Annotated in this window: 22 protein-coding genes; 12 read left to right on the forward strand and 10 right to left on the reverse strand. The window is 69.1% G+C overall.

Going from position 1 to position 26,870, the window contains the following annotated elements:
- The first annotated feature begins 56 nt into the window (after positions 1–56).
- The 3 genes from metH (at position 57) to ACE3N6_RS05855 (ending at position 4,948) form a co-directional block, all read left to right on the forward strand.
- Positions 57–3,770 carry a methionine synthase gene (metH, locus tag ACE3N6_RS05845; RefSeq protein WP_374244250.1) on the forward strand — a complete coding sequence of 1,238 codons (3,714 nt, stop codon included), beginning with the start codon at positions 57–59 and terminating at the stop codon, positions 3,768–3,770.
- Positions 3,771–3,800: 30 nt separating this feature from the next.
- Positions 3,801–4,382, forward strand: a complete 582-nt coding sequence (locus ACE3N6_RS05850; protein ID WP_374244251.1) for a GIY-YIG nuclease family protein — start codon at positions 3,801–3,803, stop codon at positions 4,380–4,382.
- 80 nt (positions 4,383–4,462) lie between these two features.
- On the forward strand, positions 4,463–4,948 hold the full coding sequence (locus ACE3N6_RS05855) for a hypothetical protein (protein WP_374244252.1): 486 nt from the start codon (positions 4,463–4,465) through the stop codon (positions 4,946–4,948).
- Positions 4,949–4,969: 21 nt separating this feature from the next.
- Here ACE3N6_RS05855 and ACE3N6_RS05860 read toward each other — a convergent pair whose 3' ends face one another.
- From ACE3N6_RS05860 to ACE3N6_RS05870, 3 genes are read right to left on the reverse strand one after another with little or no spacing between them, the layout of a single operon-like run.
- A complete protein-coding gene (locus tag ACE3N6_RS05860; protein WP_374244253.1) occupies positions 4,970–5,767 on the reverse strand; it encodes a CbbQ/NirQ/NorQ/GpvN family protein in 798 nt (265 codons plus the stop codon).
- On the reverse strand, positions 5,764–6,024 hold the full coding sequence (locus ACE3N6_RS05865; RefSeq protein ID WP_374244254.1) for a cytochrome C oxidase subunit IV family protein: 261 nt from the start codon (positions 6,022–6,024) through the stop codon (positions 5,764–5,766). Before ACE3N6_RS05865 ends, ACE3N6_RS05860 begins: the two co-directional genes overlap by 4 nt.
- 12 nt (positions 6,025–6,036) lie before the next feature.
- Complete coding sequence (locus tag ACE3N6_RS05870; protein WP_374244255.1) at positions 6,037–6,633, reverse strand: cytochrome c oxidase subunit 3 family protein; 597 nt, start codon at positions 6,631–6,633, stop codon at positions 6,037–6,039.
- Positions 6,634–6,797: 164 nt separating this feature from the next.
- On the opposite strand from ACE3N6_RS05870, the gene ACE3N6_RS05875 reads away from it, so the two are divergent.
- Positions 6,798–7,721, forward strand: coding sequence for a diguanylate cyclase domain-containing protein (locus tag ACE3N6_RS05875; RefSeq protein WP_374244256.1), 924 nt, complete (start codon positions 6,798–6,800; stop codon positions 7,719–7,721).
- 5 nt (positions 7,722–7,726) lie between these two features.
- Here the strand turns inward: ACE3N6_RS05875 and ACE3N6_RS05880 are convergent, their stop codons facing one another.
- Together ACE3N6_RS05880 and ACE3N6_RS05885 are read right to left on the reverse strand one after the other, a co-directional pair.
- Positions 7,727–8,218: an isoprenylcysteine carboxylmethyltransferase family protein gene (locus ACE3N6_RS05880; RefSeq protein WP_374244257.1), complete on the reverse strand. Its 492-nt coding sequence runs from the start codon at positions 8,216–8,218 to the stop codon at positions 7,727–7,729.
- A gap of 184 nt (positions 8,219–8,402) precedes the next feature.
- Complete coding sequence (locus ACE3N6_RS05885; protein WP_374244258.1) at positions 8,403–8,717, reverse strand: hypothetical protein; 315 nt, start codon at positions 8,715–8,717, stop codon at positions 8,403–8,405.
- Between the two features lie 128 nt (positions 8,718–8,845).
- Between ACE3N6_RS05885 and ACE3N6_RS05890 the strand changes: the two genes are divergently transcribed.
- Positions 8,846–10,105 (forward strand): AmpG family muropeptide MFS transporter, encoded by a 1,260-nt coding sequence (locus ACE3N6_RS05890; RefSeq protein ID WP_374244259.1) that lies wholly within the window; start codon positions 8,846–8,848, stop codon positions 10,103–10,105.
- 19 nt (positions 10,106–10,124) lie between these two features.
- On the forward strand, positions 10,125–10,835 hold the full coding sequence (locus tag ACE3N6_RS05895; RefSeq protein WP_374244260.1) for a uracil-DNA glycosylase family protein: 711 nt from the start codon (positions 10,125–10,127) through the stop codon (positions 10,833–10,835).
- A 316-nt stretch (positions 10,836–11,151) separates the two neighbouring features.
- Here the strand turns inward: ACE3N6_RS05895 and ACE3N6_RS05900 are convergent, their stop codons facing one another.
- Positions 11,152–12,672: a helicase HerA-like C-terminal domain-containing protein gene (locus ACE3N6_RS05900; protein ID WP_374244261.1), complete on the reverse strand. Its 1,521-nt coding sequence runs from the start codon at positions 12,670–12,672 to the stop codon at positions 11,152–11,154.
- Between the two features lie 190 nt (positions 12,673–12,862).
- Here ACE3N6_RS05900 and ACE3N6_RS05905 point away from each other — a divergent pair, with 190 nt between their 5' ends.
- Positions 12,863–13,591, forward strand: coding sequence for a YebC/PmpR family DNA-binding transcriptional regulator (locus ACE3N6_RS05905; RefSeq protein WP_374244262.1), 729 nt, complete (start codon positions 12,863–12,865; stop codon positions 13,589–13,591).
- 101 nt (positions 13,592–13,692) lie between these two features.
- On the opposite strand, the gene ACE3N6_RS05910 is transcribed toward ACE3N6_RS05905, so the two are convergent.
- Complete coding sequence (locus tag ACE3N6_RS05910) at positions 13,693–14,403, reverse strand: PEP-CTERM sorting domain-containing protein (RefSeq protein WP_374244263.1); 711 nt, start codon at positions 14,401–14,403, stop codon at positions 13,693–13,695.
- A gap of 336 nt (positions 14,404–14,739) precedes the next feature.
- Here ACE3N6_RS05910 and ACE3N6_RS05915 point away from each other — a divergent pair, with 336 nt between their 5' ends.
- Positions 14,740–15,171, forward strand: coding sequence for a PilZ domain-containing protein (locus ACE3N6_RS05915; protein WP_374244264.1), 432 nt, complete (start codon positions 14,740–14,742; stop codon positions 15,169–15,171).
- Positions 15,172–15,319: 148 nt separating this feature from the next.
- Positions 15,320–16,951: an ABC-F family ATPase gene (locus tag ACE3N6_RS05920; protein ID WP_374244265.1), complete on the forward strand. Its 1,632-nt coding sequence runs from the start codon at positions 15,320–15,322 to the stop codon at positions 16,949–16,951.
- Positions 16,952–16,966: 15 nt separating this feature from the next.
- Here the strand turns inward: ACE3N6_RS05920 and ACE3N6_RS05925 are convergent, their stop codons facing one another.
- Entirely contained in the window at positions 16,967–19,171 is a 2,205-nt protein-coding gene (locus ACE3N6_RS05925) for an EAL domain-containing protein (protein ID WP_374244266.1), read from the reverse strand.
- A 64-nt stretch (positions 19,172–19,235) separates the two neighbouring features.
- Between ACE3N6_RS05925 and ACE3N6_RS05930 the strand changes: the two genes are divergently transcribed.
- The 3 genes from ACE3N6_RS05930 (at position 19,236) to ACE3N6_RS05940 (ending at position 23,630) form a co-directional block, all read left to right on the forward strand.
- Positions 19,236–19,886 carry a hypothetical protein gene (locus tag ACE3N6_RS05930; RefSeq protein WP_374244267.1) on the forward strand — a complete coding sequence of 217 codons (651 nt, stop codon included), beginning with the start codon at positions 19,236–19,238 and terminating at the stop codon, positions 19,884–19,886.
- Positions 19,887–19,917: 31 nt separating this feature from the next.
- Positions 19,918–22,884 carry a response regulator gene (locus ACE3N6_RS05935; protein WP_374244268.1) on the forward strand — a complete coding sequence of 989 codons (2,967 nt, stop codon included), beginning with the start codon at positions 19,918–19,920 and terminating at the stop codon, positions 22,882–22,884.
- 323 nt (positions 22,885–23,207) lie between these two features.
- Positions 23,208–23,630 carry a hypothetical protein gene (locus ACE3N6_RS05940; protein ID WP_374244269.1) on the forward strand — a complete coding sequence of 141 codons (423 nt, stop codon included), beginning with the start codon at positions 23,208–23,210 and terminating at the stop codon, positions 23,628–23,630.
- A gap of 18 nt (positions 23,631–23,648) precedes the next feature.
- On the opposite strand, the gene ACE3N6_RS05945 is transcribed toward ACE3N6_RS05940, so the two are convergent.
- Together ACE3N6_RS05945 and ACE3N6_RS05950 are read right to left on the reverse strand one after the other, a co-directional pair.
- Positions 23,649–25,262, reverse strand: a complete 1,614-nt coding sequence (locus tag ACE3N6_RS05945) for an NAD(P)-binding protein (RefSeq protein ID WP_374244270.1) — start codon at positions 25,260–25,262, stop codon at positions 23,649–23,651.
- On the reverse strand, positions 25,262–26,803 hold the full coding sequence (locus tag ACE3N6_RS05950) for a polyamine aminopropyltransferase (protein WP_374244271.1): 1,542 nt from the start codon (positions 26,801–26,803) through the stop codon (positions 25,262–25,264). Before ACE3N6_RS05950 ends, ACE3N6_RS05945 begins: the two co-directional genes overlap by 1 nt.
- Between the last annotated feature and the right edge of the window lie 67 nt (positions 26,804–26,870).

Raw genomic sequence — 26,870 nt, forward strand, 5'->3', positions numbered from 1 at the left:
CGGTTTGTTGCGCCGTTTTTCTTTGCGCGCCCCGGCCGATTTTTTTAGGAACCGCCATGCAGCCCGACCGTACCGCCGAACTCCACAATCAACTGACCCACCGCATCCTGATCCTCGACGGGGCGATGGGCACGATGATCCAGCAGCACAAGCTGGGTGAAGCCGACTACCGGGGCACGCGCTTCGCCGAACACGGCAAGGATCTCAAGGGCAACAACGATCTGCTGGTGCTCACCCGGCCGGATGTGGTGGGCGGCATCCACCGGGCCTACCTTGAGGCTGGCGCCGACATCGTCGAGACCTGCACCTTCAACGCCACCCGCGTGTCCCAGGCCGAATATGGCCTGGCCGACGTGGCCTACGAGCTGAACGTGGAAGGCGCCCGCCTGGTGCGCGCGCTGTGCGACGAATTCACCGCCGCCAACCCGGCCAAGCCGCGCTACTGCGCCGGCGTGCTGGGCCCCACCTCGCGCACCCTGTCGATCTCGCCGGACGTGAACGATCCGGGCTTTCGCAACATCAGCTTCGACGCGCTGGTGGACGACTACTACGACTCCGCCCGCGGCCTGCTGGAAGGCGGCGCCGACATCCTGCTGATCGAAACCATCTTCGACACCCTCAACGCCAAGGCCGCGGTGTTTGCCGTCGAGAAGCTGTTCGCGGATCTGGGCCGCCGCGTGCCGGTGATGATCTCCGGCACCATCACCGACGCCTCCGGCCGCACCCTGTCGGGCCAGACCGCCGAGGCCTTCTGGAACTCCCTCTCCCACGCCCAGCCGATCAGCTTCGGTCTCAACTGCGCGCTGGGCGCGAAGGAGCTGCGCCAGTACGTGGAGGAACTCGCGGGCGTCTGCAACACCTTCGTGTCGGCCCACCCCAACGCCGGCCTGCCCAACCCGCTGTCGCCCACCGGCTACGACGAGACGCCCGAGGAGCTGGCGAGCGAGATCGTCGAGTGGGCGCGCTCCGGGCTGGTGAACATCGTCGGCGGCTGCTGCGGCACCTCGCCGGCGCACATCAAGGCGATCGCCGACGCGGTCAGCCTCGTTACCCCGCGCAGCGTGCCGGATGTGGAGAAGAAGCTGCGCCTGTCGGGCCTGGAGCCCTTCAACGTGGGCGCCGACTCGCTCTTCGTCAACGTGGGCGAGCGCACCAACGTCACCGGCTCCCGCGCCTTTGCGCGGATGATCCTTGAGGGCCGCTTCGACGACGCCCTGGCGGTGGCCCGCCAGCAGGTGGAGAACGGCGCCCAGGTCATCGACATCAACATGGACGAGGCGATGCTCGACTCCCTCGCGGCGATGGAGAAATTCCTCAAGCTCATCGCCTCCGAGCCGGACATCTCCCGCGTGCCCATCATGCTCGACTCGTCCAAGTGGAGCGTGATCGAGGCCGGCCTGAAGTGCATCCAGGGCAAGGGCGTGGTCAACTCCATCTCGATGAAGGAGGGCGAGGCCGAGTTCCTGCGCCAGGCGCGCCTGTGCCGCCAGTACGGCGCCGCGGTCATCGTGATGGCCTTCGACGAGAAGGGGCAGGCCGACACCTTCGCCCGCAAGACCGAGATCTGCGCCAAAGCCTACCAACTCCTCACCGGTATCGGCTTCCCGCCCGAAGACATCATCTTCGACCCGAACATCTTCGCCATCGCCACCGGCATCGAGGAGCACGACAACTACGCCGTGGACTTCATCGAGGCGGTGGCCTGGATCAAGGCCAACCTGCCTTACGCCAAGGTGAGCGGCGGCGTCTCCAACGTGAGCTTCAGCTTCCGCGGCAACGACCCGGTGCGCGAGGCGATCCACACCGTGTTCCTGTACCACGCCATCAAGGCCGGCATGAGCATGGGCATCGTCAACGCCGGCATGCTGGGCGTGTACGACGATCTGGAGCCCGAGCTGCGGGCCAAGGTCGAGGACGTGGTGCTCAACCGCCACCCGGGCGCCGGCGAGGCGCTGGTGGAGTTCGCCCAGACGGTGAAGGAAGGCAAGGCCAAGGATTCCGGGCCGGATCTCACCTGGCGCGAGCAGCCCGTCGAGGCGCGCCTTTCCCACGCGCTGGTCAAGGGCATCACCGATTTCGTGGTGGCCGACACCGAAGAAGTGCGCGCCAAACTCGCCGCCGAGGGCAAGCCGCCGCTCGCCGTGATCGAAGGCCCGCTGATGGCCGGGATGAACGTGGTGGGCGACCTCTTCGGCGCCGGCAAGATGTTCCTGCCCCAGGTGGTCAAGTCGGCCCGCGTGATGAAGCAGGCCGTGGCCCACCTGATCCCCTTCATCGAAGAGGAAAAGGCCCGCACCGGCGCCACCAGCAAGGGCAAGATCGTCGTCGCCACCGTGAAGGGCGACGTGCACGACATCGGCAAGAACATCGTCGGCGTGGTGCTGGGCTGCAACGGCTACGACGTGGTGGACCTGGGCGTGATGGTGCCCTGCGACAAGATCCTCCACGCCGCCCGCGAGCACGGCGCCCAGGCCATCGGCCTGTCGGGTCTCATCACCCCGTCGCTCGAAGAGATGAGCCACGTGGCGGCCGAGATGCAGCGTCAGGGCTTTGCCGACGGTCAGCCGATCCCGCTCCTGATCGGCGGCGCCACCACCAGCCGCGCCCACACCGCCATCAAGATCGCCCCGCACTACGGTGGGCCGGTGGTGTACGTGCCCGATGCCTCCCGCGCGGTGGGCGTGGTCACCAGCCTGCTCTCCGAAGGCCAGCGCGAGGGCTACGCCGCCGACGTGGCCGCCGACTACGAGAAGATCCGCGCCCAGCACGCCGGCAAGAAGGGCGTCGCGATGGTCAAGCTCGACGTCGCCCGCGCCAACGCCTTCCGGTGGAACCTCGACCCGGCCTACACGCCGGCCAAGCCCGCTCAACTGGGTGTGCACGCCTTCGACATCGACCTCGCCGAGCTGGTGGATTTCATCGACTGGGGCCCGTTCTTCCAGACCTGGGATCTGGCCGGCAGCTACCCGAAGATCCTCGACGACGAGATCGTCGGCGAGACCGCCCGCGAGCTGAAATCCGACGCCGAGGTGATGCTCGCCCGCATCGTCGCCGAGCAGGACACCAACCCGTGGGTCAAGGCCCGCGGCGTGATCGGCCTGTTCCCCGCCAACAGCGTGGGCGACGACATCGAGATCTACGCCGACGAATCCCGCAGCAACGTGCTGATGACCTGGCACGGCCTGCGCCAGCAGCACGAACGCCCGGCCGGCAAGCCCAACTACTGCCTGGCGGATTTCGTCGCCGGCAAGGAATCGGGCGTCGCCGACTACGTGGGCGCTTTCGCGGTCACCGCCGGCCTGGGCATCGAGGGCCGTCTGGCTGCCTACGAGCGCACCCACGACGACTACCACGCGATCATGCTCAAGGCCCTCGCCGACCGCTTCGCCGAAGCCGCCGCCGAATGGCTGCACACCCGCGTGCGCAAGGAGTTCTGGGGCTATTCGCCGGCCGAAACCTTCAGCAACGAAGAACTCATCAAGGAAGCCTACCAGGGCATCCGCCCGGCGCCGGGCTACCCGGCCTGCCCGGATCACACGGTGAAGGGCGACCTTTTCAAGCTCCTCGACGTGCCCGCCAACACCGGCATGGGCCTCACCGAGAGCTTCGCGATGACGCCCGCGGCGGCGGTCTCCGGCTTCTACTTCGCCCACCCGGACAGCCACTACTTCGCGGTCAGCAAGATCGGGCGGGATCAGCTGGAAGACTGGGCGAAGCGCACCGGGATGGCGGTGGCTGAGGCGGAGAAGTGGCTGGCGCCGCTGCTGTAAGCGATCGATCAGGGGCCGGGGGATTCGACCATGAGCACGGATACGTCGTACTACGTCTATGCCCTGAAAGACCCCCGGCAGTCGCCGGCGCTGCCGTTCTACATCGGCAAGGGCTCCGGCACGCGTGCCCACGACCACCTGGTCAATCCTGACGACTCGCCCAAAGGGCGGCGGATTCGGGAGATCGAAGCCGCCGGGGCCAAGGTGCTCGTGGTCCGGCTCGTGGATGCGCTCACCGAGGCGCAGGCGCTCAGGATCGAGGCCGAACTGATCGCGGCCTTCGGGACGATCGAAACCGGCGGCTCGCTGACGAACGCCGTCATGCCGTCGGGGCTTGCCCGGAAAGCCCGGGCCGCGGTGGTTGTCCCCTCGGGCGTGCGCGAGAAGGCCCAGATCGGCCTGGCGCTGCTGAAGGATGCGGTGCTCGAGCTGGCGAAGGCCAACCCCCAGGGGATCTCCAACTCAGACGCCGCCAGTCTGCTGGGTTTGCGCAGCGACTATGGCGGCGGCTCGAAGGATTACCTGTCGTACAGCGTGATCGGGCTGCTGATGCGCGATGGCAAGCTTGCGCGCACCGTGACGGGCCGCAAGCACATAGCGAAAGTGGATTGAGCGGGTTTTCCACCCCTCTGTTGATCGCCGCTGTATTTGATTGTTGTAAATAACATCAGGTATGATGAACGGCTTAATTCATGGCTGGTTTTATTTATTTATATATGTATTGCTTGCGTAACTTGCTGGTTGTTCTGGTTGTCAGCCTGATTTCGGTTTTCGCACTGGCTGATCCGCTGTCTCAAACTAAGCATCAGCGGATCATGGGGCTGGCTGCCGAGCAGGGTCAGAACTCAGTGACCGTGGTCAGCATTGAGGAGGCCAATAATGCGCTCGCTACGATGCTGATGATCGGCGCCCTCAATTCCGGCGTTCCCTCAGGGAATTCCGGTGTCTTGCGGCAGTTTTTTGAGGGCAAATTTAACGTGAAGGTCTTGGGGGTTGTCGGCGACGATGACGCCCTGACTGCGGCAACAGTTGCTCGGGCGCTGGAGGACGTCAAGGGTAAGGCTGTGTCCAACGTGTCTTTATTTGTGGTGCTGGACGATGAGGCGCAGCGCAGTCGCCTTGCAGCCCTCGCGGAAGCCGCAGGCGTTCGACTCGTGCTCGCGCCGTTGCAGCGTTAGTGCGCGCGATGCCGCCCGCCATCACCGCCCGAACGTCGCCCTCACCACCTCCAGCAGCGCGTCGGCCACGTCGGCGTCGTCGGTGAGGCTTTCCACCAGGGCCGAGCGGCAGGCTTCGATCGGGTCGAGGCCGACCTTCACCAGCTTGGCGGCGTACACCAGCAGGCGGGTGGAGACCACTTCCTCCAGATCCACATCCTTCAGGCTGCGCAGGCGGGCGGCGATGGAGACGAGCTGCTTGGCCAGCAGCGGGTCGCAGGCGGCTTCGCCCAGCAGGATGGATTCCTCCCGCGCGGCGCTGGGAAACTCGAAGCGCAGGCTGATGAAGCGCTGGCGGGTGGAGGGCTTCAGGCCCTTCAGGAAGTTCTGGTAGCCGGGGTTGTAGGACATCACCAGCATGAAGCTGGCGGGCGCGTGGAGCAGCTCGCCGGTGCGCTCGATGGGCAGCACGCGGCGGTCGTCGGCCAGCGGGTGGATCACCACCGTGGTGTCGCGGCGGGCCTCGACCACTTCGTCCAGGTAGCAGATGCCGCCTTCGCGCACCGCGCGGGTCAGCGGGCCGTCGCACCACACGGTCTGGCCGTCGCCCAGCAGGTGGCGGCCGACCAGATCGGCGGCGGTGAGGTCGTCGTGGCAGGCCACGGTGTACAGCGGCAGCCCCAGCCGTGCGGCCATGTGGGCCACGAAACGGGTCTTGCCCACGCCGGTGGGGCCCTTGATGAGGAGCGGCAGGCGGTTCTTCCAGGCCTGCTCGAAGACTTCCACTTCGTTGCCGGCGGCTTCGTAGAACGGGGTGTTGGCGGTCATCGGGGCGTTCATGGGATGGAGATCCAGTAGGCGACGGCGATCAGCGTCGAGACGAGCAGCAGCCAGCCGAACAGCAGGCCGCGCCAGAAGAATTTGACCCCGCGCAGGCCCATGAAGTCGAGCACCACGAGGCGGCCCTTCACGAAGCCGATGGCGAGCAGTGCCGCCATGGCGGCCGTGCCGGCCACGCCGCGCTCGCCGATCTCGAAGGTGGCGACGGTGGCCAGCAGCAGCACGACCAGCACGAGGTTGAGTTGTCGGGTGTTCATCGGGCGGGCTCCTCAGCGCATCACGTACACGAGGGGGAAGAGGACGATCCACACCAGGTCCACCATGTGCCAGTAGGCCGCGCCGCTCTCGATGCCGTTCATGTTGTGGGGGCCGTAGTCGCCGCTGCGGGTCTTCCACCACAGGGCGACGAGGATCACCAGCCCGAGGATGACGTGCATGAAGTGGAAGAAGGTGAGCGACAGGTAGAACATGTAGAAGGTGTTGGTGGACAGGTTGATGCCGGCCCCGAACTTGGCGCCGTACTCGAAGCCCTTCACCACCAGAAAGCCGCCGCCACAGGCGATGCCGGCCAGCAGCCAGCGGGCGCCGGTGGCGCTGCGGGCGCGGCCGACGGCCTCCACGGCCCGGGCCACGCACCAGCTGCCGGTGATGAGCAGCACGGTGTTCACCGCGCCGGCCGGGCGGTCGAGGGTGGCCTGCATGGTGTTGAAGAGGTCGACGTGGCGGGCCCGCGCGAAGGCGTAGGCGGCGAAGAACACGCCGAAGGCGAGCAGCTCGGCCAGGATGAAGAACCAGATCGCGAGATCGCCGGGGGGCGCGGCGGCGGGGCCGCCGGCGGGTTGCGGGGTCGGGGTGGAGGCGTCCATCGCCGGCAGTATCGGCCGCCCCGCCGCGTCGAGCCTTGATCTGGGCCAATTGCGCGGGCGGGCTGCGGCGTGAAAGTGAATTCCGTCATGCGGAAGTTTTTCGGGCTACTATAACTAAAGTTATATATAAGAAGAGGCGGGGAGGTGGCATGCGGATTCTGGTGGTGGACGATTCCAGAACCATCGCGACGGTGTTCGGCGCGCGGCTCGTCGAGTTCGGGCACGAGGTGGTGATCGCCGAGAACGGGCAGATCGCGGTGGAGCGTTTCCAGGCGTCGGCGCCCGATCTGGTGCTGATGGACATCGAGATGCCGGTGATGAACGGCTTCGAGGCGGCCAAGCAGATCCGCGCCTTCGAGGCGACCCAGCAGTGGGCGTGGACGCCGATCATCTTCCTCACCGCCTCCTACACCCCGGAGAACCTCATCACCGCCATCGAGGCGGGCGGCGACGACTTCATCCCCAAGTCGTCCCCCGAGGGGGTTGTCCAGGCCAAGATGAAGGCCATGGCGCGCATTGCCAGCCTGCGGGCCGAGCTGTCCCTGGCCAACCGCAAGCTGGAGGCCCAGGCCAGCCAGGACGGGCTGACCGGGCTGTTCAACCGCCGCTACATGGATCGGCGCCTCGACGAGCAGTGGCGCGACGCCATCCGCAGCGGGGCGCCCTTCGGCCTGCTGATGATGGATGTGGATCACTTCAAGCGCTACAACGACCACTACGGCCACCTGATGGGCGACGACTGCCTGCGGGCCATCGCCACGACGCTGGCGAAGGTGGCCGAGCAGGTGAACGCCCGCCGGCTGGCCCGGGATGCCTTCGCGGCCCGCTACGGGGGCGAGGAGTTCGCGATCATGCTGCCGCGCTGTTCGGCCGAGGCGCTGGGCGAGATCGCCCGGGCCACCGTGGAGGCCGTGCAGCGGCAGGCGATTCCCCACATCCGCAATGCCGACTGGGGGGTGGTCACGCTGTCGGTGGGCGGTGCCTACATCGGGCGGGCGGAGGGCCCGCTGGCGCCGCTCTTCCGCCGCGCCGACGCCAACCTCTACAAGGCCAAGGAGGGCGGGCGCAACCGCGCCGAGCTTGCCTGAGGCGTTCAGTAGATGAGCGGGATCAGCTTGCGCACCCGCTTGCGGTAGCTGGCGTAGGCCGGGAAGCGGGCCATCAGCCAGCGCTCCTCGCGCCGCGACTTGATGTCGAAGAACACCAGCAGCACCACCGCCCACAGCAGGGTCAGCCAGCCCTGGGCGATCAGCGCCCAGCCGAAGGCAGCGAGGATCAGGCCGCTGTAGATCGGGTGGCGGACCCAGCCGTAGGGGCCGGTCTCCACCAGATGGCAGTCGTCCCGGGGGTGGGGCAGGGGGGTGAGGTTGCGCCCCAGGCGCAGCACCGCCGCGGCGCAGATGGTGACCCCCAGCGCCAGCAACATGGCGCCGACGGCCTGGGCAGGAAACGCCAGCACCCGCGGCCAGGCGGGCAGGCCGGGGGCGGACGAAGGCCCGAACAGGATCAGCGCGAAGAGGCCCCCCTGGGCCACCACGTACCACTCGCCGCGGGGGCCTTTCCACCAGGGCGCCGGGCGGCTCACGGCTGGGTCTCCGCGCCGCGCTGCGCGCTGGCCGGCCGGCGGAGGGCCGGCGTGGCCGCGACAGGCGGGCGATTCAAGGCTGGGTTCATGGCCGCGTGGGGTTCCGTGCGACGGCCGACATGCCGTCGTCAGCCCCCATTCTAGGCCTGCCGGCGGCGCTGCGGGCGATTACCGCCCGCGAGCTTCAGCCCACCACGAAGCCCGGTACGTCGATGCGCACCGCGGGGCGGTCCAGCACCACCGCGACGCAGTGGGCGAAGGTGCGCGCCCACTCGCCGCCCTGGGCGAAGCGCTGTTCGCCGCCGTACTTGGCCACGTTGAGAATCACGTCGAGCATCAGCACCTTGCCCACCGGGTTGCTCGGCGTGCACTCCAGCTCGTCGAACTCCTCGTGGAGCCATTCCTGGGCGCTGGCTTTGGTGAGATCGGCGACGTCTGCGGCGTGCACATGGAATTCGTATTCCCGGTCTGCCCGGAACACGACGGTGACGGTGTACATTCGGGTCTCCTCGTTATTTTTCCACCCTGACCGGCGCATTTTTCGGTGGCCCGCCGGCAAGATCAAGTAACCGATTGTTATCATCCCGCGCTGGCCTGCCTCACCCTTCCCGTCTTCTCCTCTCCGCCATGACCGAATCCCCCTGGCGCGCCCTCGCCAACCGCCGCATGCTGATCTGCGTGCTCACCGGTTTCTCGTCGGGCCTGCCCCTTTACCTGCTGCTCAATCTGGTGCCGGCCTGGCTGAAGACCGAGGGCTTGTCGCTCAAGGCCATCGGGGCGTTTGCGCTGATCCAGTTCCCCTACACCTGGAAGTTCGTCTGGTCGCCCTTCCTCGACCGCTTCGCGCTGCCGCTGCTGGGGCGGCGGCGGGGCTGGATGGCGCTCACCATGCTGCTGCTGCTGGCGGCGGTGGCCTGGCTGGGCACCCTGTCGCCCACCGGCCAGCTCGGGCTGGTGATCGGGCTCACGGCGCTGATCGCCTTTCTCTCGGCCACCCTCGACATCGTCCTCGACGCCTACCGGCGCGAGCTGCTGCCCGAGATCGAGCTGGGCATCGGCAACGCCATCCACGTGAACGCCTACAAGCTGGCCGGACTGGTGCCGGGCAGCCTGTCGCTGGTGCTGGCCGATCACCTGCCGTGGTCGCAGGTGTTCCTGGTGACCGCGCTGTTCATGGCGCCGGGGCTGGCGATGACGCTGCTGGTGAAGGAGCCGGCCGCCGCCCAGGGCGCCCCGCGCACCCTGCGCGACGCGGTGGTGGAGCCGTTCCGGGAGTTCTTCGGCCGCCACGGCGTGCGGTCGGCGCTGGTGGTGCTGGGCTTCATCTTTCTCTACAAGCTGGGCGATTCGCTGTGCACCGCGCTCGCCACGCCCTTTTACCTCGACATGGGCTTCTCCAAGACCGAGATCGGCCTCGTCGCCAAGAACGCCGGCCTGTGGCCCAGCGTGATCGGCGGCATCCTGGGCGGGCTGTGGATGGTGAAGCTGGGCATCAACCGGGCCCTGTGGGTGTTCGGCGTGGTGCAGTGGCTGGCGATCTACGGTTTTGCGTGGCTGGCCTGGCTGGGCCCGGCCGAGGCCGACGCCGGCCGCCTGGGCGTGCTGGCGGCGGTGATCGGGCTGGAGGCGCTGGGCGTGGGCCTGGGCACCACGGCCTTCGTGGCCTACATGGCGCGCACCACCCACCCGGCCTACACCGCCACCCAGCTGGCGCTATTCACCAGCCTGATGGCGGTGCCGCGCACCTTCATCAACGCCTCGGCCGGCTGGCTGGTGGAATACTTCGGCTGGTTCGACTTCTTCCTGCTGTGCGGCGTGCTGGCGGTGCCCGGCATGCTGCTGCTGTTCAAGGTGGCGCCGTGGCGCGAGACGCCGGCCGCCGCCTGATTTCCCATCGATGCTCACCATGACGCCCCTCGAATCCGCCGCCCGCCGCCTGTGCGACACCCTCGACCCGATGCGCTTCGCCGCGCCGGTCAGCCATGTGTACAACCCCCTCGACTACGCCTGGGCACCCAACGCCCTGTACCTGCAGCGCTTTGGCCAGGGGCGGAAGAAGGCGATCTTCGTGGGCATGAACCCCGGCCCCTTCGGCATGGTGCAGACCGGCGTGCCCTTTGGCGAGATCGCCGCGGTGCGCGACTGGATGGGCATCGAGGCGGCGGTGGGCAAGCCCGCCATCGAGAACCCCAAGCGTCCCATCGAGGGCTTCGCCTGCCCGCGCTCCGAGGTGAGCGGGCGGCGCCTGTGGGGCCTGTTTGCCGAGCGCTTCGGCAGCGCCGAGGCCTTCTTTGCCGATCACTTCGTGGCCAACTACTGCCCGCTGGCCTTCTTCGACCACGGCCGTAACCTCACCCCCGACAAGCTGCCGGTGGCCGAGCAGGGCCCGCTGCTGGCGGCCTGCGACGCGCATCTGCGGGCGGTGGTGGCGACGCTCGCGCCCGACTGGGTGATCGGCGTGGGCGCCTGGGCCGAACAGCGCGCCCGCGAGGCGCTGGTGGGGTTGCCGGTGAAGTTTGGCCGCGTGCTCCACCCCAGCCCGGCCAGCCCGGCGGCCAACCGGGGCTGGAGCGAGGCGGCGACGAAGCAGCTGGTGGCCTTGGGCGTGTGGGCCTGAGCGTTCAAGGGGGCGGGCAAGCCTCCGGGCTGCGCGGGCACTGCAAATTGCCGCGCGGTTCTGGCGTCGAGCCTTGTGCGCAAGGCAAAAAGCCTTGCGGTCGATGCAAAAAGCCTTGCCGGCAAGGCTGCCGGGCAACCCCCTTGCGGCAAATAGCGTCGCCGCCAAGGCCCAAGGATTTGCGCGCAGGGCTCGCGGCCTTGCCCGCAAGGCCCCAGGGCCACGGCGGTGCTGCAAAAAGCCTCGTCCGCAAGGCTTTTTGCCTTGCGGGCGAGGGGTCGGGCCGGTGGGGCGAGGCGGGCTGGCCCCGGAGGGATTAGCGGCGGCGGCCGCCTCCGCCCAGAATCGACCCCAGCACGCCGCGCACGATCTCGCGGCCGATGGTGGAGCCCACCGTGCGGGCCACGCTGCGGGCGGCGGTCTCCGCCAGGCCGGGGTGACGGCCGCCGCGCGGCCCGGTGGTGCCGAAGAGGATGCCGGACAGCCCGCCCAGCAACCCGCCGCCTTCCTCCTCCTGCGGGGCCGGCGCCGGGGCTGCGCCAGCGCCGTTGCCGGCCGGGGCCGCGCCGCCGCGCAGCTTCTCGAAGGCGGATTCGCGGTCGATGATCTCCTCGTAGTGCCCGTAGATCACCGAGCCCTCGATGGCGGCCTTGCGTTCGGCGGCGGTGAGCGGCCCCAGGCGCGAGCCCGGGGCGACGATGAAGCCGCGCTCCACCATGTGCGGGCGGCCCTTCTCGTCGAGGAAGGAGATCAGCGCCTCGCCCACGCCCAGCTCGGTGATGACGGTGGCGGCGTCGAACTCGGGGTTGGCGCGCATGGTTTCGGCGGCGGTCTTCACCGCCTTCTGGTCGCGCGGGGTGAAGGCGCGCAGGGCGTGCTGCACCCGGTTGCCCAGCTGGCCAAGCACCGTCTCGGGCACGTCCAGCGGGTTCTGGGTGACGAAGTAGATGCCCACGCCCTTGGAGCGGATCAGCCGCACCACCTGCTCGATCTTCTCCAGCAGGGCCTTGGGCGCCTCGTTGAAGAGCAGGTGGGCCTCGTCGAAGAAGAACACCAGCTTGGGCTTGTCCAGGTCGCCCACTTCCGGGAGCTGCTCGAAGAGTTCGGCCAGCATCCACAGCAGGAAGGTGGAGTAGAGCTTGGGCGAGTTGTAGAGCTTGTCGGCGGCGAGGATGTTGATGACCCCACGGCCGTCGGCGTCCGTCTGGATGAGGTCGGCGATGTCGAGCATCGGCTCGCCGAAGAACTTGTCGCCGCCCTGGGATTCGATGGCCAGCAGCCCGCGCTGGATGGCGCCGATGGACGCAGCGGAGATGTTGCCGTACTCGGTGGTGAAATCCTTGGCGTTGTCGCCCACGTACTGCAGGGTGGCGCGCAGATCCTTCAGGTCGATGATGAGCAGGCCCTGGTCGTCGGCGATCTTGAACACCAGCTGCAGCACGCCGGCCTGGGTGTCGTTGAGGTTGAGCAGCCGCGCCAGCAGCATCGGGCCCATGTCGGATACCGTGGCGCGCACCGGGTGGCCGGCCTCGCCGAAGACGTCCCAGAACACCGCGGTGTTGGCCCGCGGGGTGAATTCGGCGATGCCCAGGGCCGCCAGGCGCTCCTTGAGCTTGGGCGACTCGACGCCCGCCGCGCCGATGCCCGACAGGTCGCCCTTCACGTCGGCCATGAACACCGGCACGCCGATGCCGGCAAAGGATTCGGCCATCTTCTGCAGCGTGACCGTCTTGCCGGTGCCGGTGGCGCCGGTGATGAGGCCGTGGCGGTTGGCCAGCTGGGGCAGCAGGGCGATCTCCTTGTCTTTCGACTTGGCGATGATGAGGGGCGCGGTCATGGAATCCTCCGGGTGGGCAAAATGGGTTCAGCGGGCAATTATCGGCCAACTACCCGCCAGGGGCATGAAATCCGCCCGGCCACGCCCGAAAAAGCCTCGCCGAATTGATCCGCGGCAAGCGCGGGCTGCGCGAACTTCGGGCGGCGGGGTAAAATCGCCGTTTTTCGTTGCAAACCAAGGACACAGAATCATGGCGGGTCATTCCAAGTGGGCCAATATCCAGCACCGCAAGGGCCGGCAGGATGAAAAGCGCGGTCGGGTCTTCTCCCGGCTGGCCAAGGAAATCACGGTTGCGGCACGCATGGGTGGGGGCGACGCCGCCTTCAACCCGCGCCTGCGTCTGGCGGTGGATCGCGCCAAGGCGGTGAACATGCCGGCCGACAACATCGACCGCGCCGTCAAGAAGGGCACCGGCGAGCTGGAAGGCGTCACCTACGAGGAAGCCCGCTACGAGGGCTACGGCATCGGCGGCGCGGCGGTGATGGTCGATTGCCTCACCGACAACAAGACCCGCACCGTGGCCGACGTGCGTCATGCCTTCAACAAGTACGGCGGCAACATGGGCACCGACGGCTGCGTGGCCTTCCAGTTCAAGCACTGCGGCCAGCTGCTGTTCGCCCCGGGCACGTCGGAAGACGCGCTGATGGAAGCCGCCCTCGAAGCCGGCGCCGACGACGTGGTGCCCAACGACGACGGCTCCATCGAGGTGATGACCGACCCGTACCAGTTCGGCGAGGTGAAGGAGGCGCTGGAGAAGGCCGGCTTCACCGCCGAGTTCGGCGAAGTCACCATGAAGCCCCTCAACGACACCGAACTCGCCGGCGACGACGCGCTGCGCATGCAGAAGCTGCTCGACGCGCTGGAATCCCTCGACGACGTGCAGGCGGTGTACACCTCCGCGGCGATGGACGACGCCTGACCGGCGCTCCACCCGCCGGAAGCCGGACACAAAAAAGCCACCTTGCGGTGGCTTTTTTGCTTTGCAGCGCATCCCGGCCGAAGCCGGGAGAGCGAGGCAGATTACTTGCGGCGACGGGCAGCAGCCAGGCCCAGCGCGCCCAGGCCGATCAGGGCCATGGAGGTGGGTTCCGGAACGGTGACCGGATCCTGGGTGTAAACGTAGCGGGCTTGAGCGCCGACGTTCGCGTAGTTGGAGAAGGAGGCGTCGGCGTTGCCGTCGGAGGTGAAGGTGTTGGCGGCGGAGGCCAGCGCGAAGATCGACAGGGCGTTGTTGGCGATCCAGCCGGTGCTCAGGACGTCGCTGTCGTCGCCCAGGGCCAGGGTGGCGCCGGAGCTGACGACGTGCAGGTCGCCGGTGAAGCTGCCGATGGCGGTGGAGACGATGGAGCCGATCTGGCTGCCGCCCCAGGCGGTGCCAACACGCAGGCGGGTGTTGGAGGACAGGTCTTCGATCAGCGAGCCGCTCGGGTTGGTGCTGGTGGCGGAGCCGCCGGCGAAGGTGTTGCCGTAGGCTTGCCATTCGATGTGGTCGAAGGTGTAGCCGGCGACGACGGGAGCGGCGGCGATGTTGAAGTTGATGCCGAAGCTGGTCTTGTTGGAGACGGACGGCAGGACGGCGTCGTTCAGCAGCTGGTTGAGGGAGAGGGTGCCGGAGGCGCCGGTGGCCGCCAGGGTGCCGGTGTAGCCAGCCCAGTTAACGGTGGCGTCGATGGTGTAGGCGTGAGCGGTGCCGGCAGCGGCAACCAGCGCGAGGGCGAGCAGTTTTTTCATGTGAAGCTCCAGATTGAAAATCGACAAAAATATTTGGCAATGGGGGCGATCCCAACTGCTGCCTCATTCTGAGCAAGTCGCATGCCCGCTTTGGGGTAGATTATATAAATCAACAAGTTGAGCTTTTTGTCACGCGGGGTTGAATCCATTTGTAAAAATTCCCGACAGCTAACCGTGAACAACTGTGTATCCGCACCGGGTAAGGCGAAAAATACGTATCGATCTTTGCTGTGTGCCAAAGAATTGGCATTTATCGCAAAATAGTCGTGTGTTTTTTGTTTTTGTTGTATTTTGGCGTTTGTCTGTCGGACAAGAGATTTTGGAGGATTTGCCTTGATGGAGCTTCAGACTGCAAGCGCGACCGCCGCCGTTCCGCGCGGTGAGCGCCGCAAACGCCAGCGTTTCGTGGCGAAGCGCTGGGGTCAGGTGTGTTTCTGGGTGGTGATCGACGGCGAGCGGCTGCCGGTCAACGACCTTTCGCTGGAGGGCTTCAGCGTGCCCTGGGGGTCGCCCCTGGCCGAGCCCGAGGCCTTCCCCTTCGTGCTGGAGCTGGAAGGGATTCCCGACGTCATCCGCGGCATGGCGGAGACGGTGAACTTCGTGCTTGCGATGGATGGCGGGCTGATGGGCTGCCGCTTCGTCGCGCTGTCCCGCGATGCCACCGAGCGCCTGCACGAGTGGCTGACCCTGCACGTCATCTCCACCGCGACGATCCGCATCACCGAGGCCGACGCGGCCGCCATCGTGTCGGGGCCGTCGCTGGTCTGAGCCGACGCCCGTGGCGGGCACTGAGAAAACTTCTCAGGTGCTTGAAAGACATGATAAATTTCGGACAAGCTGCGCCGGCCTCGTGCCGGCGCCTTTGTTTTGCCCGCGTCGCCCTCCGGCGACCGCCGGAATTTAAGGAATTCGTGTCGTGCTCATCGCCAACAACATCACCATGCAGTTCGGGGCCAAGCCCCTTTTCGAGAACGTCTCCGTCAAGTTCGGCGACGGCAACCGCTACGGCCTGATCGGCGCCAACGGGGCCGGCAAGTCCACCTTCATGAAGATCCTGGCCGGCGTGCTGGAGCCCACCGCCGGCAACGTGGCCCTCGACAGCGGCGAGCGGATGGCCTTCCTGAAACAGGATCAGTTTGCCTACGAAGACGTGCGCGTGCTCGACGTGGTGATGCAGGGCCACGCGGAGATGTGGGCGTGCATGCAGGAGAAGGACGCCATCTACGCCAACCCGGAGGCCACCGAAGAGGACTACATGAAGGCGGCCGAGCTGGAAGGCCACTTCGCCGAGTACGACGGCTACACCGCCGAGGCCCGCGCCGGCGAACTGCTCCACGGTGTCGGCATCCCCACCGAGCAGCACAACGGCCCGATGCGCGAGGTCGCCCCCGGCTGGAAGCTGCGGGTGCTGCTGGCCCAGGCCCTGTTCGCCAACCCGGACATCCTGCTGCTCGACGAACCGACCAACAACCTCGACATCAACACCATCCGCTGGCTGGAGAACGTGCTCAACGAGCGCAACTCCACCATGATCATCATCTCCCACGACCGCCACTTCCTGAACCAGGTGTGCACCCACATGGCGGATCTGGACTACGGCCGCATCCAGGTGTGGCCGGGCACCTGGGACGACTACATCGAGGCCTCCACCCAGGCCCGCGAGCGCCAGTCGGCCGCCAACCAGAAGGCCAAGGAGAAGGTTCAGGAGCTGCAGGAGTTCGTGCGCCGCTTCTCGGCCAACAAGTCCAAGGCCCGTCAGGCCACCAGCCGCGCCAAGCAGATCGAGAAGATCAAGATCGAGGAGTTCAAGCCCTCGTCCCGGCAGTACCCGTGGATCCGCTTCGACTACGACGAGAAGGAGAAGCTGCACCGTCAGGCCGTCGAGATCGAGAATCTCACCTTCGGCTACGATCCGGCCAAGCCGATCATCAAGAACTTCACCTTCACCGCCGACGCCAACGACCGCATCGCGATCATCGGCGAGAACGGCATCGGCAAGACGACCCTGCTCAAGCTGCTGGTCGGCCCCGGCCTGCACGGCCTGGCGCCCCAGTACGGCACCGTCAAGTGGGCCGAGAAGGCCAAGCTGGGCTACTACGCGCAGGACCACGCCGATGACTTCGCCAGCGGGGAGAACCTCACCGACTGGATCAGCGGCTACGTGCGCGAGGGCGGCTACGAGGGCGACGACGCCGAGACCCTGATCCGCGGCACGCTTGGCCGGCTGCTCTTCAAGGGCGACGACGTGAAGAAGTCGGTCAAGGTGATCTCCGGCGGCGAGCAGGGCCGGATGCTGTTCGGCAAGCTGATGCTCCAGCGCAAGAACGTGCTGCTGCTGGACGAGCCCACCAACCACATGGACATGGAATCCATCGAATCCCTCAACTCGGGCATCGCGGATTTCGGCGGCACGCTGTTCTTCGTCTCCCACGACCGGGCCTTCGTGTCGTCCATCGCCACCCGCATCCTCGAGATCCGTGGCCCCGGCGACATCGTCGACTACCGCGGCACCTACGAGGAATACCTCGCCAGCCAGGGCATCGAGTAAGCCCGCCGGCGGCGCTCAGGCGGTGGCCCGGGGGGCTGGCCGGGTGGCCGCCCGCCGGGCCTCCACGAAGGCACGGCAGGTCTCCGGGCCCAGCGCCGGGCTGTACAGCCAGCCCTGAAAGCCGTCGCAACCCAGGCTCGCCAGCAAATCCCGCTGGTCCTGGGTCTCCACGTATTCGGCCACCATCTGCACGTGCTGGCTGCGGCACAGCTGGCCCACGCTGGCGATGATCTCGCGGCAGCTGGCGTTGTGCAGCGCCTCCCGGGTCAGCGATCCGTCCAGCTTGATCGCGTCGATCCGGAAGCGCCGCATGTACAGCAGCGAGCTGTAGCCCATCCCGAAGTCGTCCATCGCCAGCTTCACCCCCAGCTCGCCCAGGGCCGACAGGTTGCGGGCCGAGGTGTCGCTGCTGCTCACCAGGTGGCCTTCGGTGATCTCGATCTGCAGCTCGCCCGGCGTCAGCCGGTGGCGGGTCAGGCAGTGCGCCACCCGCCCGGCGAAGCCTGGGTCTTCGAGCTGCAGGGGCGACACATTCACCGCCATCTCGAGGCCCGTCAGCCCGGCGTCGTGCCACTGGCGCAACTGGCGGCAGGCGGTCTCGAGCACCCAGTCGCCCACCGCGTCGATCTTGCCGGCGTCCTCGACGATGGCCATCGCCACGTGGGCCGGCACCTGCCCCAGCAGGGGGTGATCCCAGCGCAGCAGGGCTTCCACGCCGCTCACCGCGCCGGCCAGGTCGAGCTTGGGCTGGTAGGCCAGGTGGACGCGGCCCGCGCGCAGGTCGTGGTCGAGCCGGGCCGCCAGGCTGCGGGCCAGGCTGCCGATCCCGTCGGTGCGCATCAGCAGCTGCGGGCCCGGCTGCACCAGCATGCCCTGCATCGACGCGATCAGCCGCCCGAAGGCGTCCCGGGTGCGGTCGCGCTGGCGGCGGTCGTTGCGGCGCACGAAGGGCAGATAGAGGGCCGAACACAGGCCGATGTTGACCAGCTGCAAGGCCACGCCCGTCCACGCGCCGGTGGCCAGCCAGGCGTTGAGCAGCAGGGGCGTGGTCCAGATCACGTGGCCGCTGTTGACCGGCACGAGCCCCGCCGCCACCGCGCCGTAGGCCACCAGCAGGCTCACCACCGGCGCCAGCAGGAAGGGCGTCAGCAGCGCCGGGTTGAAGACGATGGGCAGCCCGAAGATCAGGATCTCGTTGATGTTGAACAGCGCGGGCGGGGCGGCCAGCCAGGCCAGGCGCCGGCGGCTGCCCCGGCTCACCGCCAGCAGCGGGATCAGCAGGCCGATCGTGGCCCCCGAGCCGCCCAGCAGCACGAAGGTATCCACGAAGGCGTTGGTGACGATCTCGGGCGGCGCCTGCCCGGCCTGCAGCGCGTGGATGTTGGCCTCGCTCGCCGGCACGAGGTAGTCGCGGTAGAAGGGCTCCAGCGCGTTGTTGCCGTGGACGCCGACGAACCACAGCAGGTGCACCAGCACCGCGAACAGCAGGGTGCGCACCAGCGGGTCGTCGGACAGCTGGAAGATCCAGCCCAGGCTGCGGTCGGCGATGGCGTCGGCCGACCGGGCGTAGGGGGCGATCAGGGCGTGCTGGATCAGGAAGAACAGGCCGATGGTGAGCATGCCCGGCAGCACCGACCGGAGGACCGCCGGCAGCTCGGAGTCGGCCTCGGCCAGCCGGCTCAGGTCGAGCCCGGGCAGCCGCCGCAGCCGCAGCACCAGCTCGGTGGCGGCGATGCTCACCACCACCGACAGGAACACCCCCCGGGGCACCGCCAGCCCGCTGCCCAGCAGGCCCTTGCCCGGCAGCTCCAGGATGAAATAGCAGCACAGGGCGATCAGGGCCACCGCCACCGGGCTCGTGTCGATGCGCTGTCGGGCGCCGGCCAGGCTGGCCAGGGCGTGGCTGGTGGCAAAGGCCACGGCGATCGACAGCAGGCCCAGGCTCGCCTGCCAGACGTCCTGCATCGCGGCGCGCCAGCCCGGCCCCCACCAGCCGTCCATCGCCGCCTGATAGCCCGGCAGGGGCAGGTTGAGGGCGAACAGCGCGAGCGCGCCGCTCAGGACCAGCGGCAGGGTCTGCAGGAAGGCGCGGCGGACGGCCAGCGCCCAGGGGTGGTCGCGCGGCCCGAGGGTGTCGGCGTCGGTCATGGCGGGGGGCAGGATGGCGCGGGCGCCGGCTTCGACATGGGGTGTCCTCGGATGTCCCGTGGGGGCTGACATCGTTCCGCGCCGCATCGGGCGCGCTGCCGGTATCATCGCGCATTTCATGCCGACTGCAAGCCCCATGCTGCGACCTTCCGCCCTCGCCGCGCTGATCGCCCTCACCATCGCCGTCGGGCTGGCGGTCGACCGCTTCGGCGGCGTCTGGGGGCAGCCCGCGGTCGGCGTCTGGGCCTGGGCGCTGGCGGCGCTGCTGGCGGTGCGTTACCCGGAGCAGCGCGTCCGCCTGCTGGCCTGCCTCGTCATCGCCAGCGCCGGCGAGGTGGTGCTGTCGCTGGTGTGGGGGCTGTACGACTACCGCCTGGGCAACCTGCCGCTGTTCGTGCCGCCGGGGCATGTGCTGCTGTACTGGCTGGGGCTTCATCTGGCGGACCGCCTGCCGGCCCGGCTCCTGACGGCCACCGGCTGGCTCGCGGTGGGGGGCGTGAGCGCGCTGGCGCTGGGGGGCATCGACTGGCTTGGGCCGCCGCTCCTGCTGATCTTTCTGGCCTGCCTGCGCTGGGGGCCGGCGCCGCGGCTGTACGCAACGATGTTCCTGCTGTCGCTGCTCATGGAGCTGTGGGGCACCTGGCTGGGCAACTGGACGTGGCGGAGCCAGGTGCCCGGGCTGGGCTGGCCGATGAGCAATCCCCCCCTCGCGGCGGGGGCTTTTTACTGCCTGCTCGACCTATTCAGTGAAAGTGTGCGACGCCGCAGGGGGGTTGCATCGGCCTGAGCGGTGCGCCGGTGTAAGCTGGCGACCGCCCATGAAGCTCTCCAAGCTCTCCCTCATCTTCTCGGCGGTGCTGCTCCTGATCCTGGGGATCAACGGGTCGATCTCGACGCTCGTCCTGTCGACCTTCGATACCGTCCAGGCCGTCCAGCAGAACCGGGCCGACGCCCTGCGCCAGGTGGACGACCTGCGGCGCGAGATGGACATGCTCAGCCGGCTGGTGCGCAGCTACGCGGTGACCGGCGAGCCGCGCTACCTCACCTACTACTACGCCATCCTGGCGATCCGCGAGGGCGAGCGTCCGCCGGTGGTGGACGACCACCCCGCCACCTACTGGGAGCGGGTGCTGGCCGGCACCACCCCCTTTGTCCAGCGCGACGCCGGCCCCGGGGTGTCGCTGCGGGCACGCATGATCGCCCTGGGTTTCGACGGCGCCGAGCTGGAGGCGCTGCAGGCGGTGCTGGCCGAGGCCGAGGCGTTGAAGGCCATCGAGCAGGTGGCCTTCGCCGCCACCCAGGGCCTCTACGACCCCAAGACCGGCGCCTTCGTCTCGGAGGGCGTGCCCCGCCCCGACATGGCGATCAGGTTCGTCCACAGCCGGGACTACGACATCCAGCGCGCCCGCATGGCCCAGGCCGTGGCTGCACTGAAGGAGCGGGTGGACCGGCGCACCGGCGCGGCGGTGGCCGACGCCCGGGGGCGCCTGCGGGACTGGATCGTGGCCGCCATCGTGGGCATGGTGGTGACCGCCCTGTTCGTGATTCGCGGCTACTTCACCGTGCGCCGGCGGGTGCTCCAGCCCATCGACGAGATGTGCGCGGCCACCGGCCGGCTGGCCCGCGGCGAGTACGACACGCGGATTCCCGCGGCAGACGGGGTGGAGGAGATCCGCACCCTGCGCACCACCTTCAACTCGATGGCCGGCTCCATCGAGAACGACATCCTCGAACGGGAGAACATCCGCCAGGAACTGGTGGAGGCCCGCGCCCGGGCCGAGCACGCCACCCAGGCCAAGTCGATGTTCCTGGCCAACATGAGCCACGAGATCCGCACCCCGCTCAACGCGGTGATCGGGATGGCCGAGCTGATCCTCCACAGCCGCCTCTCGCCGCGGCAGCGCGACTACGCCAGCAAGATCCGCATCGCCGGGCGCACGCTGCTCGACACCCTCAACGACATCCTCGACTTCTCCAAGATCGAAGCCGGCCGGCTCGAACTGGAGGCCATCCCCTTCCGGCTCGAGCAGGTGGTGGCCAACGCCTTCCTGCTGGTGGAGCGCACCGCCCTTGAAAAAGGCGTCGAGCTGCTCTTCGAGGCCCGCCCCGAAAGCGCCGCGCTGCTGGGCGAGCGGCTGCTTGGCGACCCCCTGCGGATCGGCCAGGTGCTGGCCAACCTGCTCTCCAACGCCGTCAAGTTCACCCCCTCCGGCCACGTCTCCCTGCGGGTGGACGGCAAGCCCGCGGCGGACGGGCGCTACCTCGTCAGCCTCACCGTCGAGGACACCGGGATCGGCATGCGGCCGGATCAGATCGAGCACCTGTTCGACGACTTCGTCCAGGCCGACGGCGCCACCACCCGGCAGTACGGCGGCACCGGGCTGGGGCTCGCCATCGTGCGCCGGCTGGTCGAAGCGATGGGCGGCGAGATCCGGGTGCAGAGCGTTCCCCGGTCCGGCAGCAGCTTTCACATCCAGATCCCGATCACCCGCGAGGGCGACGAACCGCTGGCGCCCCTGCCGCCCCTGCCGCCGATGCGCGTGCTGGTGGCCGAAGACTACCCCGAAGCGCGGCTAGCCCTCATCGACCTGCTCAACCTGCAGGGTATCGACGACGTGGAGGCGGTGAGCAGCGGCGTCGAGGCGATGGCCAGCCTGCACGCCGCCCGGGGCCTGGACCGGCCCTACGACCTGATGTTCCTCGACTGGTCGCTGCCCGACCTGGACGGCGGCGCCATCATGCGCGCCCTGCGCGACCGGCCCGAGCTGGTCCCGGCCCACATCGCCCTCATGTCGGTGCCGCGCACCCTCGACGAGGACGTGGCCGAACTGCGGCCGGGCGGCCTGCACTTCTGCGACCGCCCGCTGCTGCCCGGCACCCTGCGCCGGCTGTGCAACATCGTGCTTGGCCGCCAGCCCAACGAGCCGGCGATCGGCGGCGTGGCCACCGGCGCCCTCGACGGCATGCGGGTGCTGCTGGTCGAAGACAACGCCACCAGCCGCGACGTGGCGGTGGCCCTGCTGGGCCGCTGGGGGGTGGAAGTGGACACCGCCGCCGACGGCCGCGACGCCCTCGCCCAGCTCGGCGCCGAACCGCCCGACCACTACGCCCTGGTGCTGATGGACCTGCAGATGCCGGTGATGGACGGCTACGAGGCGATCCGCCAGATCCGCGCCCGGCCCGAGTTCAACGGCCTGCCGGTGTACGCCCTGTCGGCCCACCGCGGGCGCAGCGTGCTGGAGCAGTGCCTCGCCCTGGGCATGAACGGCTGCCTCAACAAACCCTACGAGCTGCCCGACCTGTTCGACGTGCTCAGTCGTCACCACCGCCCCGAACCCGCCCCCGCCACCCCGCTCTTCCCCGTCGGCGGCCCTGCCGTGGTGGGGCTGGCGTCGGTGCCCGGCCTCGACCCCCACTGCGCCATCAACGACACCGGGATCAGCCCCACCCTCTACCCGCGCCTGCTCGCCAAGTTCCGGGTGCAGTTTGCCGACGGCCCGCTGGCCCTGCGCAAGGACGTGGAGGCGCGCGACTGGGAGGCGGTGGCGCTGTCGTCCCACACCCTCAAGGGGCGCGCCGGCCTGCTCGGGATGAACGGCATCGCCGCCATGGCCGGCCGGCTCGAATCCGCCGCCCGGGCCGGCGACCGCCCCCGCGCCCAGGCCGCCCTGGCCGAACTCGAGAGCCAGCTTCGCCCCCTCGTCGAAGGTCTCGGGCGCATCCTGCTGCCCGACGTGGCCGAAACCGACGACGACGCCGACGAAGGCCCCGACGCCACGGTCTGAGCGGCCTCGCGGCCGCCCCGGCATGGCGACGGGCTATGCGGTCGGCGTCGGTTTAACAGTTTGTTGCCAACCGTCGTCGCGGGCAAAGGCAGAATGCCGGCATCCCGTGGCTCACCGGTCCGGGATGCCAACATTCTCCGACGATGAGCCCTCTCCTCCGAATCCGGTGCGCCGGGCCTGCCCTGCCGGCCCGCCACCGGGATGCCCGCCCCCCGGCCCGCTCCGCCCTCCAACCTGCCCGCCATGCCGGGCGGGGCCTGCATCGCCGATGCCGGAGGGCGCGTCGCGGTGCGCCTGGCCCGGTGTCGCGCTGAGGGATGACCATGCGGAAACGGCAGCTGCTGTTCGTCCTCCTGAGCCTGCTGGCCGGCCTGGGCCCCGCGGCGGGGCGGCCCACCGGCAACGTGGTGCTGATCGGTCACCCGTCGGTGCCCCGCCTCGACCGGGCGGCGGTGGAGCGCATCTACACCGGCAAGGTCGTCGAGGTGGGCGAGCTGCGCATCGTGCCCCTCGACCTGCCCCCCGACAGCCCCCTGCGCAGCCGCTTCCTGTCGCGCTGGCTCAGCCGCGACGAGGCCGGCTACGCGGCCTACTGGACGGTGCGCCGCTACGTGGGCAAGGGCGCGCCGCCCCTGGAGGTGGCGTCCCCTGCCGAGGTGATCCGGCTGGTGGCGACCCGGCCCGGGGCCGTCGGCTACATCGACGAGGCCGACCTCACCCCCGGCATGAACGTGGTGGCGCGCTGACCCGCAGCGGCCGGGCGCTCAGATCGCCTTGCGCGCCGCCTGCTCGCCCCACCACACCGCCTCCTCGAACACCGAATAGCCCGACAGATCCGAGTGGGCGAACAGCACCGGCCCGTCTGCCGCCCTCAGCGCGGCCAGCCCGGCGTTGCCGAGGCTGCCCGGCACCGGCGTGGCCATGCCGTGGCCGCGCACGGCGATCTCCACGGCCAGGGTGCGCCGCCACAGCGCCAGCTCGCCATAGGCCGCGCGCAGATCGCCGCCGGCGAGATCCAACAGCGCGTCGGCGCTGGCGCTGGCGAGGCGCTGGCGGGCGTCGGCGGGCGTGCTGTCGGCCAGCGCCCGGTAGGCCGTGAACACCGTGTGGGCCGGCCGCGCGGCGCGGATCAGCTGGTGAGTCGCCACCACCCAGCCCAGGCCCGGGCTGCCGTGGACGACGTTGTCCCAGGCCAGCGGTTCGTCGCCGGATTCGGCGGGAAAGCCATCCAGCAGGAAGTTGGCCACCAGCCACGGGGCCTGGGGCGGTTGGTGGCGGGCCGGGTCGAAGCCCAGGTTGCGGATGCCCGCCACCACCCGCGCCGCCACATGCAGCGGCATCGCGCAGATGGCGCGCCGGGCGTGGATGCGGACGACGCCGGCGGGCGTGGCGCACAGCACCGTCACCCCGCCGCGGGCTTCCTCCACCCGCAGCGCGTGGCCGGGCAGGCGGCGCTCCGCCGGCACCCGCGCCAGCAGGCCGCGGGCGATGCCGGCGAGGCCGTCCGGCCAGGTGAGCAGCGCCCCGTCGGCCGCGTTGGCGGCACGCCCGCCGCGGCTGGCGAAGTAGTGCAGCCCGAACCACGCCGACACCCGATCCGACCCCGCGCCGTATTCGTCCCGGCACACGTAGTCGAGCCAGGTGTGCAGGGTGGGCGAGGTGTAGCCCTGGGCGACGAGCCAGTCGCGGAAGACCACGCCGTCCAGCCGCCGCCAGTCGGCATCGACGCTGGATGCCACCAGCGGCACGCTGAACAGGCGCTTGCCGTCGGCGCCGCGGCGGTGGGTGAGTTCGCCCACGAAGGCCAGGAAGCGCCGGTGCTGGGCAGCCTCAAGGGGCCCGACGGCGTCGGTGGGCAGCAGGCCCTCGTGCCACTGCCCGCCAAACAGCAGGCGCTCGTCCGGGGCGTGCACCAGCGCCGTCTCGGCAAAGCGCGGGTGGCTGCCGAACGGGTCGGCCTCGATCGCGCCCTGCTCGAAGAGGATTTCCCGCACGGTGGCCGATTCCATCGACGGCAGCGGCAGGTAGTGGGCGCCACGGGGGTGCGGGATGGGGCCGGAGGGGCTCGTCATCGCGCCGGCGGCGGCATTGCCCAGGGGCTCCGGGCCCTCCAGCAGCAGGAAGTCGTCGACGCCTTCTTTCGCCAGCCGCCACGCGGCGGTGAGCCCGGCGATGCCGCTGCCCAGGATCGCCACGCCGCAGCGGATCTCCCGCGTCGGGGCGGGCAGGGCGGTGGCGTCGCGGAGCGCGTGGCCGGCATCCATGCCCGGGCGCAGCACGGTGACCGGGATGCCGAAGCCGCGCAGCTGCCGGCAGCCGGGCAGGGCGGCGAGGGCGCCGGCGGCGAGCCCGGCCTGCATCCACCGGCGGCGGTCCATCAGCGCACCACGTTGCGCCAGTCCTGTTCGAAGTAATGCACCAGGGTCTGGCTGTTGAGGTGGTTGGGCTCGACGGCCGGCGGGCGCATGTCGGGCGGAAAGCGGAACATCGCGCGGGTGGTGTCGGCGTCGAGGAAGCGGGTGGGCACCGGGTAGCGATCCGGCGGCACGAAGCCCGGCCGGCGGGTGGCGAGGTTGAAGCCCCACTCGCCAAACGATGGCACGTAGGCGTGGTAGGGCTGGGTGACGAAGCCGGCCTCGCGCAGGGTGGCGTCGATGCACCAGTAGCTCCTGGGTGCGAACCACGGCGAGGTGGATTGCACCACCAGCGCGCCATTGGCCGACAGGTGCCTGGCCATCAGCCGGTAGAGGGGCACCGAGTACAGCTTGCCCAGGCCGAAGTTGGAGGGGTCGGGGAAATCCGCGACGATCAGGTCGAAGACCTCGGCGCTGTCTTCGAGCCACTGGCCGGCGTCGGCGTTGACGACCGTGACGCGCGGATCGGACAGCGAACCGCCGTTGAGCCCGGCAAGGTAGGCGTTGCGGGCGAAGAGGTCGGTCATCGCCGGGTCCAGGTCCACCAGCGTGATGTGCTCGATGTGGGCGTAGCGCAGGATCTCGCGCACCGCCAGCCCGTCGCCGCCGCCCAGCACCAGCACCCGCCGCGCCCACGGCATGGTGGCCAGCGCGGGGTGCACCAGCGCCTCGTGGTAGCGGTGCTCGTCGCGGCTGGAGAACTGCAGGTTGCCGTTGATGTGCAGCCGCGTGTCGTCCTTCCAGCGGGTGACGACGATGCGCTGATAAGGCGTGGTGGTGGCGTAGATCACCTCGTCGCCGAACAGCCCGCGCTCGGCCCAGCGGGTGAGGTGCTCGGAGGCGCCCAGCCCGATCGCCAGGAAGGCCATCGCCAGCGCCCCGCGGGTGAAGCGGCCGCGGGCGCCGGGCACCTCGGCGCGGTAGTGCCACAGCGTCCACAGGGCCACCGCGGCGTTGGCCATGCCGAACAGGAAACCCGTGCGCGACAGCCCCAGCTTGGGCGCCAGCACCAGCGGAAAGAGCAGCGACACCACCAGCGCGCCCAGGTAATCGAAGGTGAGCACCCGGCTCACCAGCTCCGAGAACTGCGCCTGCCGGTTGTGGAGCACCCGCATCACCAGCGGAATCTCCATCCCCACCAGCACCCCCAGCGCGAACACCAGCGCGTAGAGCACCGTGCGGAAGGGCGCCGCCATCCATGCAAAGAGCAGGAACAGCAGCGTGGCCGACACGCCGCCGACGATGCCCACCAGCAGCTCGATGTCGATGAAGCGGGCCAGGGCGTCCTCGTCGCGCACGTATCTGGACAGGTGCGAGCCGACGCCCATCGCGAACAGGTAGCAGCCGATGATCGACGAGAACTGCAGCACCGAATCGCCCAGCAGGTAGCTGCTGAGGGCGCCGGCGATCAGCTCGTAGGCGAGCCCGCAGGAGGCGACCACGAACACCGACAGGATCAGCAGGCGGTCGGCGGGCGCGGTGGCGGCGTGGGATGGCTCGGACATGGCGCGGACTCTACCCGGATTGCGCTTGCCCGGCACGGGAAATGCTGGCTAAATGCCTCGCTTGCTG

The organism is Zoogloea sp. (assembly GCF_041904905.1).
GTDB lineage: Bacteria > Pseudomonadota > Gammaproteobacteria > Burkholderiales > Rhodocyclaceae > Zoogloea.

What these genes read in the sequence shown, in the direction of transcription:
- metH (WP_374244250.1), top strand. Translation starts at nt 57, where the DNA reads ATGCAGCCCGACCGTACCGCCGAACTCCACAATCAACTGACCCACCGC.
- ACE3N6_RS05850 (WP_374244251.1), top strand. Translation starts at nt 3,801, where the DNA reads ATGAGCACGGATACGTCGTACTACGTCTATGCCCTGAAAGACCCCCGG.
- ACE3N6_RS05855 (WP_374244252.1), top strand. Translation starts at nt 4,463, where the DNA reads ATGGCTGGTTTTATTTATTTATATATGTATTGCTTGCGTAACTTGCTG.
- ACE3N6_RS05860 (WP_374244253.1), bottom strand. Translation starts at nt 5,767, where the DNA reads ATGAACGCCCCGATGACCGCCAACACCCCGTTCTACGAAGCCGCCGGC.
- ACE3N6_RS05865 (WP_374244254.1), bottom strand. Translation starts at nt 6,024, where the DNA reads ATGAACACCCGACAACTCAACCTCGTGCTGGTCGTGCTGCTGCTGGCC.
- ACE3N6_RS05870 (WP_374244255.1), bottom strand. Translation starts at nt 6,633, where the DNA reads ATGGACGCCTCCACCCCGACCCCGCAACCCGCCGGCGGCCCCGCCGCC.
- ACE3N6_RS05885 (WP_374244258.1), bottom strand. Translation starts at nt 8,717, where the DNA reads ATGTACACCGTCACCGTCGTGTTCCGGGCAGACCGGGAATACGAATTC.
- ACE3N6_RS05890 (WP_374244259.1), top strand. Translation starts at nt 8,846, where the DNA reads ATGACCGAATCCCCCTGGCGCGCCCTCGCCAACCGCCGCATGCTGATC.
- ACE3N6_RS05895 (WP_374244260.1), top strand. Translation starts at nt 10,125, where the DNA reads ATGACGCCCCTCGAATCCGCCGCCCGCCGCCTGTGCGACACCCTCGAC.
- ACE3N6_RS05900 (WP_374244261.1), bottom strand. Translation starts at nt 12,672, where the DNA reads ATGACCGCGCCCCTCATCATCGCCAAGTCGAAAGACAAGGAGATCGCC.
- ACE3N6_RS05905 (WP_374244262.1), top strand. Translation starts at nt 12,863, where the DNA reads ATGGCGGGTCATTCCAAGTGGGCCAATATCCAGCACCGCAAGGGCCGG.
- ACE3N6_RS05910 (WP_374244263.1), bottom strand. Translation starts at nt 14,403, where the DNA reads ATGAAAAAACTGCTCGCCCTCGCGCTGGTTGCCGCTGCCGGCACCGCT.
- ACE3N6_RS05915 (WP_374244264.1), top strand. Translation starts at nt 14,740, where the DNA reads ATGGAGCTTCAGACTGCAAGCGCGACCGCCGCCGTTCCGCGCGGTGAG.
- ACE3N6_RS05925 (WP_374244266.1), bottom strand. Translation starts at nt 19,171, where the DNA reads ATGTCAGCCCCCACGGGACATCCGAGGACACCCCATGTCGAAGCCGGC.
- ACE3N6_RS05930 (WP_374244267.1), top strand. Translation starts at nt 19,236, where the DNA reads ATGCTGCGACCTTCCGCCCTCGCCGCGCTGATCGCCCTCACCATCGCC.
- ACE3N6_RS05935 (WP_374244268.1), top strand. Translation starts at nt 19,918, where the DNA reads ATGAAGCTCTCCAAGCTCTCCCTCATCTTCTCGGCGGTGCTGCTCCTG.
- ACE3N6_RS05940 (WP_374244269.1), top strand. Translation starts at nt 23,208, where the DNA reads ATGCGGAAACGGCAGCTGCTGTTCGTCCTCCTGAGCCTGCTGGCCGGC.
- ACE3N6_RS05945 (WP_374244270.1), bottom strand. Translation starts at nt 25,262, where the DNA reads ATGGACCGCCGCCGGTGGATGCAGGCCGGGCTCGCCGCCGGCGCCCTC.
- ACE3N6_RS05950 (WP_374244271.1), bottom strand. Translation starts at nt 26,803, where the DNA reads ATGTCCGAGCCATCCCACGCCGCCACCGCGCCCGCCGACCGCCTGCTG.